Source organism: Aeromonas sp. R7-4 (genome assembly GCF_040908055.1).
GTDB classification, from domain to species: Bacteria; Pseudomonadota; Gammaproteobacteria; order Enterobacterales; family Aeromonadaceae; genus Aeromonas; species Aeromonas sanarellii.
Genome location: NZ_JBFODA010000043.1, coordinates 1 through 17,656, shown reverse-complemented (window position 1 = coordinate 17,656; position 17,656 = coordinate 1). Strand labels below are relative to the sequence as shown.

Sequence of the window (17,656 nt, the reverse complement as noted above, 5' to 3'; positions counted from 1 at the left end):
GAGGAGGCCGGGGCCTCCTCTTCTTGTCTCTGCGTGCCGCTGCTTCACGCTCACGCCTGGCGAGGGTGCAGATCAGGCCTCGACCTGGCTGACGTCCTGCACCTGCAACAACCAGCCGCTCTGCTCCTGCTGGGGCTCACCGCTCAATCGCAACCGCTCCCCCGTGGAAACCCACTGCCCCTCTGGCAGGACGACCTCCAGGCTCTCGCTGCCATTGTCGAACACCCAGCGATCGGCGCCCAATGACTCAATCAAGTACCCTTCCATCTCCACTCTGGACTCGGCTTGCCAAGACGGCGCAACGGCATCACGGCTCTCGATGAAATCCCCCTGAACGCCAAAACTGGCCAGCCCCCACAGAATGGAGAGACCGACGATGGATGACTGCATCTCACTCTCCTCTTTGTCTGGCATCTTGAAGGCCAGTATGGGAACAGAAAAATGAGTGCACCATGAACAAGGCGCCAAAGTGCAGGCAAGATCGCGAAAAAAACCGACCAAGGGGTCGGTTTTGTCATTTTATGGTGCCTTGATCACACTATTTGGCGGCTTGCTCTGCCATTCGCACGGCCCTTGGTTTATTCATCCACATGGCCACACCGCGATGATCCGCGCAGATCCCCTCGTCGCTGACGGCCCTGACGCGGACGCCGTCCTTGCAGACTGCCTGCCAGGCATCGGCATCGTCGATCTGCAGTTCCGAGGGAGGCTGGGTATTGCCGGCGCAGGCGCCAAGCAGGAGCGCAAACAGGGGGAAGAGAGCTTTCATCGGGTCACTCCGGATGGGAAGAAGGGGTCAGCGTCCCAGCTGTGCCGACACGCGATCGCAGAGCACCTTGAGCTGGGCCAGCTCAGCATCGGCCAGATCCACCTGATTGCGCAAGTTGTCCGCCAGGCAGCACTCCCTGACCTCCTGCTGCAATTGGCGACCCGCCTCGGTCAGGCTGATGCATTTTTGCCGCTCGTCCTCGCGGGAGACGGTGCGCGTCAGCCAGCCCTTGCTCTCCAGCCGCTTGACGATGGGGGTCAGGGTGCCCGCATCCAGCCCGGTCTCCTGGCCGATTTCCTTGAGGCTCACCTCGTCCCGCGCCCAGAGCGACAGCATCACCAGGTACTGGGTGTAGGTCAGATCCAGCTTGTCCAGAAGCGGCCGATAGGCGCGCATCACCGCATTGGAGGCGCTGTAGAGGGCAAAACAGACCTGCTTTTTCAATTCACTCATGGGGCACCTCGCTGACGACTGGGGGCAGTATACCCCATGAAAAGTGAGGGCTGAATAGTTTGCACACAAAACAGTTGCCAGCCCGGCCGTTCGGGATTAACCTGATTTTAGTTTGCACGCAAACAAAATTGCCAGGCCGCCATCCCAGCGCGCGGCCCCACTGCCGGAGAATGCCCATGAATGCCATCAGCCATCAGATCCAACTGCTGCGCCGTCCCACCGGCCTCCCCACCCCGGACGACTTCGCCCTCAGGGAAGTGCCCCTGCACGCCCTGCAGGAGGGCGAGGTGCTGGTGACCAACCAGTGGCTGTCGGTGGATCCCTACATGCGAGGCCGCATGAGCGAGGCCAAGAGCTATGTGCCTCCCTTCCCCCTGAACGGCCCCCTCGATGGCGGCGCCATCGGCGTGGTGGAAGCCTCGCGTCACCCGGACTTTGCGGTGGGTGACCGGGTGAGCAGCATGCAGGGCTGGCGCGATCGCTTCGTCGCCAACGGCGCTCAGCTGACCAGACTGCCCGACACCCGCTTGCCGCCCCAACTCTTTCTCGGCGCCCTCGGCATGCCGGGTATGACCGCCTGGGCCGGGCTGCACAAGGTGGCCCGCCTGCAGGCGGGCGAGACCCTGCTGGTCTCGGCGGCGTCGGGGGCGGTCGGCACCATGGCGGTTCAGCTCGCCAAGCAGGCCGGCGCCAGGGTCATCGGCTCTACCGGCTCGGCCGACAAGGTCGCCTATCTCAAGACGCTCGGCGCCGATGCGGTGATCAACTACCGGGAGACGCCGGATCTCGATGCCGAGCTGGCACGCCTCGCCCCGGAGGGCATCCACGTCTACTTCGAGAACGTGGGCGGCGCCATGCTGGACGCAGCCCTCAATCACATGGCGCTGCACGGTCGCATCGTGCTGTGCGGCCTCATCGAGCAGTACAACGGCCAGGGGAGCGGGCCGCGCAACCTCGCCCAGGTGATCCGCACGCGCATCCTGATCCAGGGGCTGCTGGTCTCCGATCACTGGCAGCACTACGGGGAGTTCCTGGCCGAGGCCATCCCGGCCTTCGAGGCCGGCGCCCTGCAGGCCGAGGAGACCGTCAGCACTGGGCTGGCCAGCATGCCGCAGGCCTTTATCGGGCTGTTCGAGGGGCGCAACACCGGCAAGATGCTGGTCAAGCTGGACTGATCCGCAGAACTGGCGCCTCAGGCCGCAGACTGCTTGCATGACGGGCCCATCCGCCCTAAGGTGGGCCCGTTTTCCCTGGCGCACCCCGCCGTTTCAGCAAGGAGCCTCCCCTATGTCTACCCCCTATCCCCGCGTCGGTGTCGGCGTCATTCTCACCAATGGCCAGGGCCAGGTACTGCTCGGCAAGCGCAAGGGCAGCCATGCCCCCTACTGGTCCATCGCCGGCGGCCATCTGGAGCTGGGGGAGACCTTCGAGTCGGCGGCCATCCGGGAGGTGGAAGAGGAGACCGGCTTCGTCATCCGGCAGCCTCGCGTCATCGCCGTCACCAACAACCTGGAGACCTGGCGAGAGAGCGGGCTGCACTACGTCTCTGTCACCCTGCTGGCCGAGGTGGAAGGGGAGCCGCAACTGCTGGAGCCGGAGAAGTGCGAGGGCTGGATCTGGTGCGATCCCAAGGCCCTGCCAGAGCCTCACTTCGACGCCAGCCGCCAGTCCATCGCCTGCTGGCTGGCCAATCGTTGCTACCTGCCGACCTCGAACCAGCCCACCCCATAAACCATCGCCTGCTGGCTGGCCAATCGTTGCTACCTGCCGACCTTGAACCAGCCCACCCCATAAGCCATCGCCTGCTGGCTCGCGAGATGCTGCTATCTGCCGGTGTCGAGCCAGCCCACCCCATAAGCCATCGCCTGCTGGCTGGCGGGGACTGCTATCTGCCATCTTGGTCGCCCGAATAGTCATAAAACCTTCATCGCTTTGTCATATCATCCCGCCACTGCCTTTGATGACGGAACAGGAGTGGTGGCGTGGGACAGGTATTCATTCAATTTCTGTGGCTGGGATGTGTCAGCTTTGGCGGGCCGGCCGCCCATATCGGCTATTTTCAGCGCACCTTCGTCGAGCGACTGGGGTGGCTGACCCAGGCCGAATTCGCTCAGTTGCTGGCCCTCTGCCAGCTGCTGCCCGGCCCCGCCTCCAGCCAGCTCGGCTTTGCCATCGGCCGCCACCGGGCCGGGCTCGGCGGCGCCCTGGCCGCCTTCATCGGCTTTACCCTCCCCTCCTTCCTGCTGTTGCTGGCTGCCGCCGTCGGCGTGGGTCTGCTCAGCAACAACCTCTGGCTGGAGGCCGCCCTGCACGGTCTCAAGCTGCTGGCGCTCATCGTGGTGGCCGATGCCGTGCTCACCATGAGCCGCCAGTTCTGCAAGACGACGCTGCAACAGGGGGTCATGGTAGTGACAGCCGCCGCCCTCTGGTGGCAGCCCGGCCTGCTGACCCAGCTCGTCCTGCTGCTCGGGGCGGCCCTGCTCTGCGCCTATCGTGAGCAGGACGAGGCGGCGCAGGCCCCATCAAAGGACTTGGCGAGCCAGCCTCACTGGCCGACCCTGCTGCTGTTCGCCCTGCTGTTTGTCGGCCTGCCCCTGGTGGCCAGCGGCCCCACCAGCCAGCTGATCGCCGACTTCTACCGGGCGGGCAGCCTGGTGTTTGGCGGTGGCCACGTGGTGCTGCCCCTGTTGCAGGAGAGCGTGGGGCACAGCCTCAGCCAGCAGCAGTTCCTGACCGGCTACAGCCTGGCCCAGCTGGTGCCCGGCCCCATGTTCACCCTGGCTACCTACCTCGGAGCCATGCTGCTGCCGGCGACCCCGCTGGCGGGCGCCCTGCTGGCCACCCTGGCCCTCTTCCTCCCGGGCTTCCTGCTGCTGTGGGCCATGGGCCCCTGCTGGCAACGCTGGCTGGTCCAGCCTCACCTGGCGGGGGCCGTGGCGGGGATCAACGCCGCCGTGGTGGGCCTGCTGCTGGCCGCCCTCTATCAGCCGGTGTGGCAGAGCGCCGTGCTGGCCCCAACCGATCTGGCGCTGGCCGCCGTCGGCTTCTACCTGCTGCGCGTGCAGAAGCTGCCCATACTGGCGCTGGCCTCCCTGCTGGTAGGCGCCGCCCTGTTGCAGGCCTGAGGCTGAGACGGCAAAAGAAAACGGCGCCCCTGCTGGCAGGGGCGCCGTTTTTTGCATTCGAGGCGGGCTGCGTCAGGCGTCGGGATCGAAGTCCAGGCTCAGGCTGTTGACGCAGTAGCGCTGGCCGGTCTCGGTCGGCCCGTCCGGGAAGACGTGACCCAGGTGGGAGCCGCACTGGCGACAGGTGATCTCCACCCGTTTCATGCCGTGGCTGTTGTCCTCTGTGTAGGTTACTGTCCCCTCGATGGCCCGATCGAACGAGGGCCAACCGCAGCCCGAATCGAATTTGGCATCCGAGTGAAACAGCACGCTCTTGCAGCAGACGCACAGGTAGTCGCCGCTCTTGCGATTGTGCAGCAGGGCGCCGCTGTAGGGCCGCTCCGTCCCCTTCTCCCAGCAGACGTGAAACTGCTCGGCGCTCAACTTGCTGCGCCACTGCTCGGGATTGTTACCGCTCATACTGACTCCTCGTCATGCTGACCGGGCAGATATGAAACTGCGCGGTTCTCGGGATTGCTACGCAACCGTCCAGGATTATTGCCATTCATATGGACTCCTTGCCATGTGTAGCGGTGACCAGCATACCGAGTCAGGCCGTTTCACTCTACCCTGCCAGCGGGAACTGTGATCCCGTTGGCAACACGGCGGCAACATCCTGCGTGGCGACTACCCCTCCCTGGCCAGGGCCACCGCCGGCAGGGCGACCCGCTCCAGCAGCTTGAGGGAGTGGGCGCGCCCGACCGCCACCTGCCGCTTGATGTCGTCCGGCAGGAAGGGCAGGCCGTCGTTGGTGGCGGTGTCTATGGTCTGGATCCACTCCATCCCCTCCCCCGGCGGTGGCAGGCGGAACTGGATGTCGTAATCGCTGGCGTTGAACAGCACGAACCAGCGCTCGCCGGTGCAGCCGATCATGCCGATGTCCATGGCGAACGCCTGACCCATGGGGGCATGCCAGTCCTGATCGGTGAGCTGGTGGCCGTCCGGGTGGTACCAGTTGACCTGGTGGCAGCTGGTCGCCTTGCCATTCCAGCTGTCGTCGCTCAGCTGCAGGTTGGAGAAGACCCCGGATTCCGCCCGCAGCGCCATCATCTGGCGAGTGAAGGCGAGCAGCCGCTCGTCCTCCGGGCGCAACTGCCAGTTGACCCAGCTGATCTGGTTGTCCTGGCAGTAGGCGTTGTTGTTGCCAAGCTGGCTGCGGCCCATCTCGTCCCCGGCGAGGAAGTGCGGCGTCCCCTGGGAGAGCAGCAGGGTGGCGATCAGGTTGCGCTTCTGCTGCTGGCGCAGGTTGTTCACCCTGGGGTCGAGCGTCGGCCCCTCCACCCCGTGGTTATGGGAGAGGTTGTGACCGTGGCCGTCTCTATTGTCCTCGCCGTTGGCCTGGTTGTGGCGCTGGTTGTAGGAGACCAGATCCTCCAGGGTGAAGCCGTCGTGATAGCAGAGGTAGTTGACGCTGGTGTGGGGGGCGCGCCAGTTCTTCGGGAAGAGATCCCGCGAGCCCACCAGCCGGGTGGCGAAGTCCCCCATCTTGCCCGCGTCGCCGCGCCAGAAGGCGCGCACCGTGTCGCGATAGCGATCGTTGATCTCCAGCCACTGGCTCGGGAACTGGCCGAGACGATAGCCAAAGGGGCCTATGTCCCAGGGCTCGGCGATGAGCCTGACCCGCGCCAGCACGGGATCCGCCATCATGGCCTTGAAGAAGGCGCTCATGGGATCGAACTCCCCCGCCTCCCGCGCCAGAGTCACCGCCAGATCGAAGCGGAAACCGTCCACCTGCATCTCGGTGACCCAGTAGCGCAGGGCGTCGAGCACCAGCCGCAGGGTGTTGGGATGATCCAGATTGACGCTGTTGCCACAGCCGGTGACGTTGGCGTGACGGTGGTAGTCCGGCCCGTGGGCCCCCGACTCGAAGGCGTAGTAGCCCGCGTTGTCGAACCCCTTGAACGACAGCATGGGGCCGTCGAAGCCGGATTCCGCGGTGTGGTTGTAGACCACGTCCAGGATCACCTCGATCCCGGCCCGGTGCAGCTCCCGCACCATGGTCTTGAACTCGGTTACCGCCTCCTTCGCCGCGTAGCGCGGCTCGGGGGCGAAGAAGGCGATGGGGTTGTAGCCCCAGTAATTGGTGAGCCCGAGCTGCTCGAGCCTGGGCTCGGACATGAAGGCCGCCACCGGCATCAGCTGCACCGAGGTGACCCCCAGCGACTGCAGGTGCTCGATCATCAGCGGGTGGCTGATGCCCAGATAGGTGCCCTGCAGCTCCTTGGGGATCCCGGGGTGCTGGCGGGTGAAGCCCTTGACGTGGGTCTCGTAGAGCACGACCCGCTCGGGCGGGATGCCGGGCTTGCCGACCCCCTGCCAGTCGAAGGCATCGTCCACCACCACGGACTTGGCCACCATGGCCGCGCTGTCCCCCTGATAGAGGGCGTCGTCCCAGTAGGTAGGACGGCTCAGTGCCCTGGCATAGGGGTCGATCAGCAGCTTGTCCGGGTCGAACAACAGGCCGTCCTGGGGGCTGCCATGGACCCGATAACCGTAGCGCTGACCGGCCTTGACGCCGCGCACATGGCCGAACCAGTACTGGCCTCGCCGGCCGGGCAGGGCCAGCCGGGCCTGCTCCTGCTCCTGTTCGTCGAACAGGCAGAGCTCCACCTTGTCCGATTGCGGTGCCCAGACGCAGAAGTGGCAGCCCGTCTCGTCGAGCCGGGCGCCCAGCGGGTGATCCACCCCGTTTTCCATTGCGAACATCAAGACTCCTGTTTGATGAACAAGGTCGCGAGCGGCGGCAGATCCAGCACTATGCTGTGCGCCATGCCCTGCCAGGGCGTCGGCTCGGCGACGAAGACCAGACCCACATCATAGTTGCTGCCCCAGTAATGCTCGCTGTCGGTGTTGAGCACCACCCGATAGTGGCCGGCCGCCGGCACCCCGAGGCGATAGCCGACCCGAGGCACCGGGGTGAAGTTGCAGGCCACCATCAGGGGATGCGCCCCCAGCTTGTCCGCCCGTAGCCAAGCGAAGATGCTGTTGTCGGCGTCGTTGTGATCCAGCCAGCGGAAACCGGCCTGTTCATAATCGGCCTGATACAAGGCAGCCTCGTGACGATAGAGGTGGTTGAGATCCCGGATCAACCGCTGCTGGCCGCCGTGCTTGGGATACTGCAACAGGTGCCAGGGCAGCTGGGCGTCGTGGTTCCACTCGTTGCTCTGGGCGATCTCGGTGCCCATGAAGTTCAGCTTCTTGCCGGGGTGGGCATACATGAAGCCCATGTAGGCGCGCAGGTTCGCGGCCTGCTGCCACTCGTCGCCCGGCATCTTGTAGAGCAGGGAGTGCTTGCCGTGGACCACCTCGTCGTGGGAGAGGGACAAAATGAAGTTCTCGTCATAGTGGTACACCATGGAGAAGGTCATCTCGTTGTGGTGGTAACGGCGGTGGATGGGCTCCTTCTGCATGTAGCTGAGGGTGTCGTGCATCCAGCCCATATTCCACTTGAAGCCAAAACCCAGGCCGCCGAGGAAGGTGGGACGGGAGACCCCGGCGAAGGCGGTGGACTCCTCGGCGATGGTCATGGCGTGGGGGTACTTGCCGTACACCTCCTCGTTGGTCCACTTCAAGAGGCTGATCGCCTCGTAGTTGTGGTTGCCGCCATCGACGTTCGGCACCCACTCGCCGGCGTTGCGCGAATAGTCCAGATAGAGCATGGAGGCGACCGCATCCACCCGCAGGCCGTCGACGTGGAACTTGTCGAGCCAGAACAGGGCGCTCGCCACCAGGAACTGGCGCACGGTATCGCGACCGAAGTCATAGATGTAGGAGTTCCAGTCCGGGTGCCAGCCACGGCGCGGATCCTCGTACTCGTAGAGCGGGGTGCCGTCGAAGCGGGCCAGGCCGTGGGCGTCGGACGGGAAGTGGGCGGGCACCCAGTCGAGGATGACGCCGATCCCGGCCTGGTGGCACTGGTCCACGAAGTATTTGAAGTCGTCGGCGCTGCCGTAGCGGCTGGTGGGGGAGAACATGCCCACCGGCTGGTAGCCCCAGGAGCCGCTGAACGGGTGCTCGGAGACCGGCAGCAACTCGATGTGGGTGTACTCCATCTCCTTGATGTAGCTCACCAGCTCCACCGCCAGCTCGCGCCAGTTCAGGCTGTCGCCGTTGGGGTGGCGCTTCCAGGAGCCCACGTGCAGCTCGTAGATGGAGAGCGGCTGCTCCCGCTTGTCGTTGCGTTGGCTCTCGCGCCAGGCGGCATCCTGCCACTGGTACTGATCGTGGTCATAGACCACGGAGGCGAACGAGGGGTACTGCTCGCAGTAGAAACCCACCGGGTCGCTCTTGTGGGGCAGCCGGTTGCCCATGGGGTCTTTGAGCTCGAACTTGTAGCGATCCCCGGCCTTGAGCCCCGGCACGAACAGCACCCAGTGACCGCACTGGCTGCGCTGCATGGGGTGGCGACGGCCATCCCAGAAGTTGAAGTCGCCGATGAGGCTCACCGCGGTGGCGCTCGGCGCATAGACGGCGAAGCGCACCCCCTCCACCTGCTGGCCGAGGTGTTCCACTGTGCGCAGTTGTGCACCTAGGGTGTGGTAGAGGTTTTCCGGTTGCCAGGTCAGCTCCGCCAACCCTTCCCAGGCGGCGGCCTGGAACTGGTAGGGGTCTATGATGTCGGCACTGGCGTCGGCGTAGCTGGCGATGAGCTGGTAGGGAAAGGGATTCTTGCGGCGGGTGAAAACAGTTTCAAAGAGGCCCGCTTCGTCAGCGGCGGTCAGGGTGGCAACTATCTTGCCTGACTTGAGGTCTCTGACCCGGACCTCGAGCGCATCGGGCAACCAGGCGGTGAGTTTCAGGCCTGGCCCATCCGGATTGGCCAGCAGGCCTAGATGGGAGAAGGGATCGGCACAGCGGGCGGCAACCAAACGTTCAACGGGCATCGACATTTCCTTTGATGGCTGAACATCCGCTTCGGCCTGGGCCGAAGCGGATGAAAGTGAGTCACATGTTGGCAATTAAGGCTCAACGGCTGGCCTCGTCACGGGCCCGGCTCATCTTGCCCGCCAGATTCTTGAGCGCCTCATCGGCGAAAATATCCTCCAGATCCCGGGAGAGCTTGCGACGCCAGTTGGGGTATTCGTAACTGGTGCCCGGCACGTTGACCGGCTTGTCCATCTCCAGCCAGTCTTCCAGCTGGGTGCTGAACAGGGCACAGCTGCCGCGGGACATGTGCAGTTGCAGACCGTGGTTGAGCTCGGTGTTCATGCCGACCCAGTTCACGTCGTGGCTGATATTGCCAGAGATGACCCCATGGGCATGCAGGCTGTCAAGGATCCGCTGCTTGGCCTGGTGGCGATCAGCATACAGGGTCTTGAGCACCTCTTCATCCGGATACAGGCCCAGTTCGCGTCCCAACGCCAGATCGTCGCAGTGCCAGAAGCCCTTGAGGGTCGGCATGTCGTGGGTGGTCAGGGCGGACATCGCCTGCTCGGCGTAATGCGCCGGGGAGATGAAGCCGCCATCGTCCTTGGAACGCTCGAAGAAGAACACCTTGTAGGAGTGGACGCCGTTCTCTTTCAGGGTCACGTCGATCCCCTCCGGCACGGTACCGAGATCCTCGCCGATCAGCAGGCACTGGTTGCGATGAGACTCGAGGGCCAGGATCCCCAGCAGATCGTTCACCGGGTAATAGATGTAGGCCCCCTTGGCGGCGGACTCTCCGGGCGGCACCCACCACAGGCGCAGCAAGGCCATCACGTGGTCGATGCGCAGGGCGCCGCAGGAGCGCATGTTGGCGCGGAACAGATCCACCATGGGCTGGTAGGCGGCCTCGAACAGCTGGTTCGGGTTCATGGGGGGCAGGCCCCAGTTCTGGCCGAGGGGGCCGAGGATGTCGGGCGGTGCACCGACCGAGGCTTTCGGGCAGTAGAGATCCCGGTTCGCCCAGATCTCGGTGGAGCCTTCGGAGACGCCGACCGCCAGATCCCGGTAGATCCCCATCACCATGCCGGCGGCCTTGGCGCGGGCATCGGCCTGGGCCAGCTGCTCGTCGGCCAGGAACTGCAGGTAGAGGTAGAAGGCCACGTCCTGGTTGTGCTCGGCCATCCAGGCGGCAACGGCCGGGTTGTGGTAGTCACGGAACTGCTCAGGCCAGACCGGCCAGCCCCAGGCGTTGTCGCCCTTGGCATAGAAGTGGGCCTGCAGGGCATCGAACGCCGCCTGCTGTTGCAGGCTGTCGCCACCGGCGGCCACGAAGGCATCGAACGCAGCCTGGCGCTCGGCGCTGAAGCTGGCCTGGTCGAACACCTGGCGCAGCATGCCGATCTTGGTCTGGATGACGCCGGTGTAGTCCACGTTGTCCTTGACCCGCAGGGAGGTGAGGTGCTGCTGGAAGGCCGGGCTCGCCACCTCCGCCTTCAGGCGATCGTTGCCCAGGAACTCGGGCACCGCCTCCACGTCGATATAGGCGACGTTGAGCCAGCGACGGGAAGAGGGGCTGTAGGGGCTGGCGCTCTCCGGGTTGGCCGGATAGAGAGCATGAATGGGGTTGAGGCCGACGAAGTGGGCGCCCCAGGCGGCTGCTTTCTCCACCAGCTGACCGAGATCGCTGAAGTCGCCGATGCCCCAGTTGTGGCGGCTGCGCAGGCAGTAGAGCTGCACGCTCGGGCCCCACACCTTGCGACCATTGGCGATGGGCGCCTGCTTGTAGCAGGACTTGGGGGCGACGATGAGACGCATGGTGGCCAGCGGCTCGTCATTGCCCTCTTCGAGCAGGATGAGCTGGTGATAACCCAGCGCCGGCTGGACATCCAGGGTGACGCGATAGGCCTGGCACTCCATCTCCTCGAACTCGGCCACCCCGACCAGCTCACCCTCGATGGGAGTGAATTGACCGGACAGCACGGCACCCTGCTCCTGCTGGAGCTGCCAGGTGAGGGCGTCGTTGACGAATTCGATGGGCAGACGGACTTCGAGGCTGATGGGCTCGCCGCTGCGGACCACCATCACGGGATCCAGCGCGCGCAGCCAGTGCTGGCGATGCTCCTGATCCAGCTGCTCGGTCAGGGCGGCCTCGTCGTCGACGCGGTAACCCATGGCGCCCAGCATGGCGGCCTTGCTCTCTTCGGATACCAGGGCCGGCTGGCCCCAGGCATCAACATACTCACTGGCGATGCCTTTGGCGGCAGCCAGCTGTTCAATCAGGGTGGTCATAGTTTGAGAATTCCCGCTGTGGATTCTGTCTACACTATTTTGTGATTAATTTTTATGGTGGTACTTGAACAGTGGCTCTTTGGCCATGCTAAACCGCGCACATTTTTACATATCTCCCCGGCTGGATGTGTGACCGGGCAGGCACTATTGTTGTTCTCTGCACCCGACGTTGCTGATGATGCATTCAACAAAAGCTGGTAGCCAGTTACATAAACCGAAAATAAATTTCACAGTTTTTCATGATATAGCGCAATTTCGCGCAGATTGTTGGTTGACTCGCAGGTGAGTTCTAGTAAATTTACAAACGGAATTTTCTTTGACTACTGAACAGTTAGGTAACCAATTATGACTATCAAAGTAGGTATTAACGGTTTTGGCCGTATCGGTCGTTTCGTATTCCGTCTGGCCGCTGAGCGTGCTGACATCGAAGTGGTTGGTATCAACGACCTGATCGACGTTGACTACATGGCTTACATGCTGAAGTACGACTCCACCCACGGTCGCTTCAAGGGCACTGTTGAAGTCAAAGACGGCAACCTGATCGTCAACGGCAAAACCGTACGTGTTACCGCTGAGCGTGACCCGGCCAACCTGAAATGGGGCGAGATCGGTGTTGACGTTGTTGCCGAAGCCACCGGCCTGTTCCTGACCGACGAGACCGCTCGCAAGCACATCGCTGCCGGCGCCAAGAAAGTCGTACTGACCGGTCCGTCCAAGGACGCCACCCCGATGTTCGTCATGGGCGTCAACCAGGATTCCTACGCTGGCCAGGACATCGTTTCCAACGCTTCCTGCACCACCAACTGCCTGGCCCCCATCGCCAAGGTTCTGAACGATACCTTCGGTATCGAATCCGGCCTGATGACCACCGTTCACGCTACCACTGCTACCCAGAAGACCGTTGATGGTCCGTCTGCCAAAGACTGGCGCGGTGGCCGCGGCGCGGCTCAAAACATCATCCCGTCCTCTACCGGTGCTGCCAAGGCCGTTGGCGTGGTCATCCCGGAACTGAACGGCAAGCTGACCGGCATGGCCTTCCGCGTTCCGACTCCGGACGTGTCCGTTGTTGACCTGACCGTCAACCTGAAGAAAGAAGCGTCCTACGCTGAAATCTGCCAGGCCATGAAGGCTGCCTCCGAAGGCGCCATGAAGGGCGTGCTGGGCTACACCGAAGACGAAGTGGTTTCCACCGACTTCCTGGGTGAGCGTCAGACCTCCGTGTTCGATGCCAAGGCTGGTATCCAGCTGAACAAGACCTTCGTGAAAGTCGTCTCCTGGTACGACAACGAAATGGGCTACTCCAGCAAGGTTCTGGACCTGATCGCTCACATCTCCAAGTAATTTGGGATGCGCAATCGCGTAGCTTGAAAAAAGGCGGCCAATGGCCGCCTTTTTGTATTCTGAATCACGGACCCTTTCTGAATGTCCCCCAGCACTGGAGCCTTTATGACACCGACACGTACGCTGACTGCCCACTGCACCCTTAGCCAGGACGGTCTGCCCCTGCTGACCATAGACAATGAGCACGCCAGGGCCGAGATCAGCCTGTTTGGCGCCCACGTGCTGAGCTATCGGCGCCATGGCGAGCCCGCCTCCCTCTGGCTCAGCGACAAGGCCGTACTGGATGGCAGCAAGCCCATCCGCGGCGGCATCCCCCTCTGCTGGCCCTGGTTCGGCCCCTCCCCCGCCCGCGTCGGCAGCGGCAAGCCGGCCCATGGCTTCGCCCGCACCAGCCTGTGGACTCTGGACGGCGTCTCCGATCACGGGGATGGCACGCTCGTCCATCTGTCCCTGCGCGACAGCGATGCCAGCCGCACCCTCTGGCCCCATGCCTTCGAGCTGGAGCTGGACGTGCTGGTAGGCAAGGAGCTCTCCCTGGTGCTGACCACCCGCAACACCGGCAAGGCGCCGCTCACCTACAATGCCGCCCTGCACACCTATCTGCAGATCAGCGCGCCGGAAGCGGTGACCCTGACCGGCCTGGGCGAGCCTTACCTGGACAAGCTGACCGGCCAGGCCGAACGTCAGCAGGGCCCCCTGACGGTGACGACGGCCATGGATCGCATCTATCGCCAGCCCGACGCCATGGTCAGCGTGCAGGATGGCGAGCGCACCACCCGGGTGGTCAGCGGCAACCACGACAGCGTGGTGGTCTGGACCCCCTGGCAGGAAGGCTCCAGCGCCATGGCCGACATGAGCGATGACGGTTATCGCACCATGCTCTGCGTCGAGGCCGCCATCACCGATGAGGCCGGAGTCACGGTAGCACCCGACGAGGAACACAGTTTCTCCACCGTGATCCTCTGACGATACGACTGACGGATAAAGAAAGAGGGCTCCCGCGGGAGCCCTCTTTGCATCTTGTCATCAGAGACGATCAGGCGTTGCCCTGGGTCTTGAGCTTGAGCTCGGCGGCAAAATTCAGCATGCGATCTAGCGGGATCAGGGCTTTCAGGCGCAGCGCTTCATCCACCTGGATCTCGTGACGCTCGGCGCCGTCGGTCAGCGCCTCCTTGATCGCCACCAGGCCGTTCATCGCCATCCAGGGGCAGTGGGCGCAGCTGCGGCAGGTGGCGCCATCGCCACCGGTCGGTGCCTCCACCATCTCTTTCTCCGGACAGGCTTGCTGCATCTTGTAGAAGATGCCGCGATCGGTGGCCACGATGAGCTTCTGCTGGGGCAGCTCTTTGGCCGCCTTGATGAGCTGGCTGGTGGAACCCACCGCATCCGCCAGTTCGATGACGGAGGCCGGGGATTCCGGGTGCACCAGCACGGCGGCATCCGGGTTCTGGGCCTTGAGCTCACGCAGCGCCTTGGCCTTGAACTCGTCGTGGACGATGCAATGGCCCTGCCAACGCAGCATCTCGGCCCCCGTCTTCTTCTCGATATAGGCGCCCAGGTGCCTGTCCGGTCCCCAGATGATCTTGTGACCCTGGCTGTCCAGGTGCTCGACGATCTCCAGCGCGATGCTGGAGGTGACCACCCAGTCGGCTCTCGCCTTCACCGCCGCCGAGGTGTTGGCGTAGACCACCACGATATGGTCGGGATGGGCATCGCAGAAGGCGGAGAACTGATCGATGGGGCAGCCCAGATCGAGGGAACACTCCGCCTCCAGGGTCGGCATCAGCACCCGCTTGTGGGGGCTCAGTATCTTGGAGGTTTCCCCCATGAAGCGCACCCCGGCCACGATCAGGGTCTGGGCGGCGTGGTCACGGCCGAAGCGGGCCATCTCGAGAGAGTCGCCGACAAAGCCGCCGGTGGCCTCAGCCAGGGCCTGGATCTCGGGATCCGTATAATAGTGGGCAACCAGCACGGCCTGGCGCTCCTGCAGCAGCGTCTTGATCTCGGCGATCAGGGTCGCCTTCTGCTCGACGCTCAGGGGCTTCGGCTTGGCCGGGAAGGGGTAGTCCATCTCGACTACCGGCGGGACATTGTTCAGTGCATTGCTCATTGCGACTGTTCCATCAACGCTTGGAAAGGCCAAAATTATAACCAGAAGCCGCGCACAAACCCATCAACAAATCCAGTACAGTACAACTGTCAGAACCCGCCCGGATCAATCGTTGTCATTCTTGCCAAAAGGAGTTGTCGAATGAAACAACGCTCTCTCAAAACCAAGTTGCTGCTGCTCACCCTTGGACTCTTTCTCACCAGTGGCGTCGCCATGACGCTGATGCAGTCATCCTCCCTGAACAACCTGCGCACCGAGATTGTGGCCCAGACTCGCGGCGCCCTGGAGCAGGAGGTCTCACGCGCCCTGCAATTCCAGGCCGAACGCTACGCTCAGCAGATTACCGACCAGTTGCAGCAGGCCTACCAGATACCCCTCGGCATGGCGGCGCAGCTCGAGGGCAGCATGGCCCAGCCTGATCGCATGCTGGGCCGCCCCCAGGTAGAGCTCCTGCTGCACAGTCGTCTGCGCCAGGCAGACGGGATCAGCTCCATCTACGCCCAGTTCGAACCCAACGGTTATGACGGACAGGACGCCGACTGGCAGGGGGGCGCGAGTCACTCGGTTGCCGGCAAGGGCAGCCTGGAGGTCTACTTCACCCGGGAACAGAACGGAAATATAACGCAGCAGACCATAGATGCCGCTACCAGTGACGCCAAGTTCGATACCTCACGCAATGAATTCGGCATCCGCAACAGCGAGTGGTACCTCTGTGGCCGCGACACCCTGCGACCCTGCCTGATGGAGCCCTACCTCTACGAGATAGGCCCGGGCCAGAAGATGCTGATGACCAGCCTGACGGTGCCCATCCTCAAGGAGGGCAAGTTTGTCGGGATCGCCGGTGTCGACATGAACCTGCCCATCTTCCAGCAACTGGCCGAGCAGCTCGGCAAGCAACTCTATGATAACCAGGCCGAGGTGACCCTGGTCAGCAAGATGGGGCTCATCGTCGGCAGCAACCGCCACGCCGGCAAGCTGGGGCGTCCCCTGACGGAGGCCGGACTGGTTGCCCCGAACGGACAACCTCAAGAGACAGACAGCGATTTCATCCTGCAGCAGCCGATCCGGATCGAGGCTGCCGACAGCCAGTGGTGGCTGATGATCAAGGTGCCCAAGGCACTGGCCCTCAGCCAGGCCGACACCATCAGCAGCCAGCTCGGCAGCCTGCTGCAAGCCACCCAGCAGCAGCAGTTGATCGCCATCGTCATCATCACCCTGCTGGCGCTGGCACTGCTCATCTGGTTCATCCAGACCATCACGGCCCCCCTCTCCCTCATCAGCCGCCACGTCTCCCACCTCGCCAGCAATGAGGGCGATCTGACCCAGCAGATGCGCATCGACACCCACCAGGAGCTCATCGAGCTTGGCAGACACCTCAATGCCTTCCTCGGCAAGCTGAGGGCCATGGTGCAGGGCAGCAAGCAAGTAGGGCAGCAGGTACATCAGCAGGCAAGAGGCATGAAGCAGACGGCCGAGACCATGCGCAGCAGCCTGGACGAGCAGAGCCTGGAGCTGGAGAGCGTGGTCAGCGCCATGCACGAGATGAGCACCACTGCGGTCAGCGTGGCGGGCTACGCCGAGCAGGCGGCGCAGGAGTCGGAGGCGGCAACCCACCATGTCAGCAGGGCCCAGCAGACCCTGAGCCAGGCCCGCAGCGAGATCCATACCCTGGTCGAGGACATGCACCAGGCGGACAAGGCGGTCGCCCAGGTGGCGCTGAGCAGCGCCAACATCAGCCGCATTCTCGACGTGATCCGGGCCATCGCCGAACAGACCAACCTGCTGGCGCTCAATGCGGCCATCGAGGCGGCGCGGGCCGGCGACATGGGGCGCGGTTTTGCCGTGGTGGCAGATGAAGTACGGGCCCTGGCCAACAAGACCCGGGCATCCACCGACGAGATTGGCCAGCTGATCGGCAGTCTGCAGACCGAGGTCACCAGCAGCCAGCAACTGATGAGCACGGGCATCACCCGCTCGGTCAGCACGGTCGAGGGGACAGATCAGGCCTTCGAGGCGCTCGGTCAGGTGGTGGTCCAGATCCAGCAGATCCACGACCACATCAGCCAGGTGGCCACGGCGGCCGAACAGCAGAGCGCCGTCAGCGACACCATCAACCAGAACCTGATGCGGATCGGGGATACCGCCACCACCCTGGGGCAGGAGGCGAACGCCAGCCATCGCCTGAGCGAGGCGCTGGAGCAGGCGGCCACCACCCTGACGAGCGAGCTCGAACGACTGCGGACCTGATGAAAGAGAGAAACGAAAAAGCCCGCATCGCTGCGGGCTTCTCAATATGGTGGTCGTTACTGGGCTCGAACCAGTGACCCCCTCCTTGTAAGGGAGGTGCTCTCCCAGCTGAGCTAAACGACCTGGGATTCTGAAATGATGGTGGGTCGTGCTGGATTCGAACCAGCGACCAATTGATTAAAAGTCAACTGCTCTACCGACTGAGCTAACGACCCATCTGTATCATTTTTTAAAGCATGGTGGTCGTTACTGGGCTCGAACCAGTGACCCCCTCCTTGTAAGGGAGGTGCTCTCCCAGCTGAGCTAAACGACCTGGGATTCTTGAAATGATGGTGGGTCGTGCTGGATTCGAACCAGCGACCAATTGATTAAAAGTCAACTGCTCTACCGACTGAGCTAACGACCCATCTGTATCAT

The 17,656-nt window shown here is 63.4% G+C and carries 13 protein-coding genes, 4 tRNA genes and 1 pseudogene; 6 read left to right on the top strand and 12 right to left on the bottom strand.

Going from position 1 to position 17,656, the window contains the following annotated elements; all coding sequences use genetic code 11:
* Nucleotides 1–72: 72 nt before the first annotated feature.
* The 3 genes from AB5Y72_RS11945 to AB5Y72_RS11935 form a co-directional block, all read right to left on the bottom strand.
* Nucleotides 73–390 (bottom strand): hypothetical protein, encoded by a 318-nt coding sequence (locus AB5Y72_RS11945; protein ID WP_042074135.1) that lies wholly within the window; start codon nt 388–390, stop codon nt 73–75.
* A 148-nt stretch (nt 391–538) separates the two neighbouring features.
* Entirely contained in the window at nt 539–769 is a 231-nt protein-coding gene (locus AB5Y72_RS11940; RefSeq protein ID WP_209794712.1) for a hypothetical protein, read from the bottom strand.
* A gap of 27 nt (nt 770–796) precedes the next feature.
* A complete protein-coding gene (locus AB5Y72_RS11935; protein WP_042074132.1) occupies nt 797–1,222 on the bottom strand; it encodes a MarR family winged helix-turn-helix transcriptional regulator in 426 nt (141 codons plus the stop codon).
* A gap of 176 nt (nt 1,223–1,398) precedes the next feature.
* Here AB5Y72_RS11935 and AB5Y72_RS11930 point away from each other — a divergent pair, with 176 nt between their 5' ends.
* The 3 genes from AB5Y72_RS11930 (at nt 1,399) to chrA (ending at nt 4,347) form a co-directional block, all read left to right on the top strand.
* Nucleotides 1,399–2,397, top strand: a complete 999-nt coding sequence (locus AB5Y72_RS11930) for an NADP-dependent oxidoreductase (RefSeq protein ID WP_325783578.1) — start codon at nt 1,399–1,401, stop codon at nt 2,395–2,397.
* Between the two features lie 112 nt (nt 2,398–2,509).
* Nucleotides 2,510–2,953 (top strand): NUDIX hydrolase, encoded by a 444-nt coding sequence (locus AB5Y72_RS11925; protein WP_318162000.1) that lies wholly within the window; start codon nt 2,510–2,512, stop codon nt 2,951–2,953.
* Between the two features lie 251 nt (nt 2,954–3,204).
* Complete coding sequence (chrA, locus tag AB5Y72_RS11920; RefSeq protein WP_325783577.1) at nt 3,205–4,347, top strand: chromate efflux transporter; 1,143 nt, start codon at nt 3,205–3,207, stop codon at nt 4,345–4,347.
* A 72-nt stretch (nt 4,348–4,419) separates the two neighbouring features.
* On the opposite strand, the gene msrB is transcribed toward chrA, so the two are convergent.
* The 4 genes and pseudogenes from msrB to malQ form a co-directional block, all read right to left on the bottom strand.
* The gene (gene msrB / locus AB5Y72_RS11915; RefSeq protein ID WP_042074125.1) at nt 4,420–4,806 is read right to left on the bottom strand and encodes a peptide-methionine (R)-S-oxide reductase MsrB; all 387 of its coding nucleotides are present in this window, start codon (nt 4,804–4,806) and stop codon (nt 4,420–4,422) included.
* Nucleotides 4,807–4,951: 145 nt separating this feature from the next.
* Nucleotides 4,952–7,092: pseudogene (gene glgX / locus AB5Y72_RS11910) on the bottom strand (glycogen debranching protein GlgX).
* Complete coding sequence (glgB, locus tag AB5Y72_RS11905) at nt 7,092–9,269, bottom strand: 1,4-alpha-glucan branching protein GlgB (protein ID WP_325783576.1); 2,178 nt, start codon at nt 9,267–9,269, stop codon at nt 7,092–7,094. The pseudogene glgX and the gene glgB overlap by 1 nt, the downstream one beginning before the upstream one ends.
* Nucleotides 9,270–9,351: 82 nt before the next feature.
* On the bottom strand, nt 9,352–11,541 hold the full coding sequence (gene malQ / locus AB5Y72_RS11900; protein ID WP_209794718.1) for a 4-alpha-glucanotransferase: 2,190 nt from the start codon (nt 11,539–11,541) through the stop codon (nt 9,352–9,354).
* A gap of 345 nt (nt 11,542–11,886) precedes the next feature.
* Here malQ and gap point away from each other — a divergent pair, with 345 nt between their 5' ends.
* Nucleotides 11,887–12,882 carry a type I glyceraldehyde-3-phosphate dehydrogenase gene (gene gap / locus AB5Y72_RS11895; protein ID WP_010672882.1) on the top strand — a complete coding sequence of 332 codons (996 nt, stop codon included), beginning with the start codon at nt 11,887–11,889 and terminating at the stop codon, nt 12,880–12,882.
* 105 nt (nt 12,883–12,987) lie between these two features.
* Entirely contained in the window at nt 12,988–13,848 is an 861-nt protein-coding gene (locus AB5Y72_RS11890) for a D-hexose-6-phosphate mutarotase (protein ID WP_368199034.1), read from the top strand.
* Nucleotides 13,849–13,918: 70 nt separating this feature from the next.
* Here AB5Y72_RS11890 and nadA read toward each other — a convergent pair whose 3' ends face one another.
* Entirely contained in the window at nt 13,919–14,992 is a 1,074-nt protein-coding gene (gene nadA, locus AB5Y72_RS11885; protein ID WP_368199033.1) for a quinolinate synthase NadA, read from the bottom strand.
* A 141-nt stretch (nt 14,993–15,133) separates the two neighbouring features.
* Here nadA and AB5Y72_RS11880 point away from each other — a divergent pair, with 141 nt between their 5' ends.
* The gene (locus AB5Y72_RS11880; protein WP_325783575.1) at nt 15,134–17,239 is read left to right on the top strand and encodes a methyl-accepting chemotaxis protein; all 2,106 of its coding nucleotides are present in this window, start codon (nt 15,134–15,136) and stop codon (nt 17,237–17,239) included.
* Between the two features lie 47 nt (nt 17,240–17,286).
* On the opposite strand, the gene AB5Y72_RS11875 is transcribed toward AB5Y72_RS11880, so the two are convergent.
* From AB5Y72_RS11875 to AB5Y72_RS11860, 4 genes are all read right to left on the bottom strand, one after another.
* A tRNA-Val gene (locus AB5Y72_RS11875) sits at nt 17,287–17,362 on the bottom strand.
* Between the two features lie 16 nt (nt 17,363–17,378).
* Nucleotides 17,379–17,454: transfer RNA gene (locus AB5Y72_RS11870), tRNA-Lys, on the bottom strand.
* A 22-nt stretch (nt 17,455–17,476) separates the two neighbouring features.
* A tRNA-Val gene (locus tag AB5Y72_RS11865) sits at nt 17,477–17,552 on the bottom strand.
* 17 nt (nt 17,553–17,569) lie between these two features.
* Nucleotides 17,570–17,645: transfer RNA gene (locus AB5Y72_RS11860), tRNA-Lys, on the bottom strand.
* Nucleotides 17,646–17,656 lie beyond the last annotated feature (11 nt).

Bases quoted from the DNA above. Each gene is read 5' to 3' on its own strand.
- AB5Y72_RS11925 (WP_318162000.1), top strand. From the start codon at position 2,510: ATGTCTACCCCCTATCCCCGCGTCGGTGTCGGCGTCATTCTCACCAAT.
- AB5Y72_RS11930 (WP_325783578.1), top strand. From the start codon at position 1,399: ATGAATGCCATCAGCCATCAGATCCAACTGCTGCGCCGTCCCACCGGC.
- msrB (WP_042074125.1), bottom strand. From the start codon at position 4,806: ATGAGCGGTAACAATCCCGAGCAGTGGCGCAGCAAGTTGAGCGCCGAG.
- AB5Y72_RS11940 (WP_209794712.1), bottom strand. From the start codon at position 769: ATGAAAGCTCTCTTCCCCCTGTTTGCGCTCCTGCTTGGCGCCTGCGCC.
- AB5Y72_RS11880 (WP_325783575.1), top strand. From the start codon at position 15,134: ATGAAACAACGCTCTCTCAAAACCAAGTTGCTGCTGCTCACCCTTGGA.
- AB5Y72_RS11935 (WP_042074132.1), bottom strand. From the start codon at position 1,222: ATGAGTGAATTGAAAAAGCAGGTCTGTTTTGCCCTCTACAGCGCCTCC.
- gap (WP_010672882.1), top strand. From the start codon at position 11,887: ATGACTATCAAAGTAGGTATTAACGGTTTTGGCCGTATCGGTCGTTTC.
- AB5Y72_RS11890 (WP_368199034.1), top strand. From the start codon at position 12,988: ATGACACCGACACGTACGCTGACTGCCCACTGCACCCTTAGCCAGGAC.
- nadA (WP_368199033.1), bottom strand. From the start codon at position 14,992: ATGAGCAATGCACTGAACAATGTCCCGCCGGTAGTCGAGATGGACTAC.
- AB5Y72_RS11945 (WP_042074135.1), bottom strand. From the start codon at position 390: ATGCAGTCATCCATCGTCGGTCTCTCCATTCTGTGGGGGCTGGCCAGT.
- malQ (WP_209794718.1), bottom strand. From the start codon at position 11,541: ATGACCACCCTGATTGAACAGCTGGCTGCCGCCAAAGGCATCGCCAGT.
- glgB (WP_325783576.1), bottom strand. From the start codon at position 9,269: ATGCCCGTTGAACGTTTGGTTGCCGCCCGCTGTGCCGATCCCTTCTCC.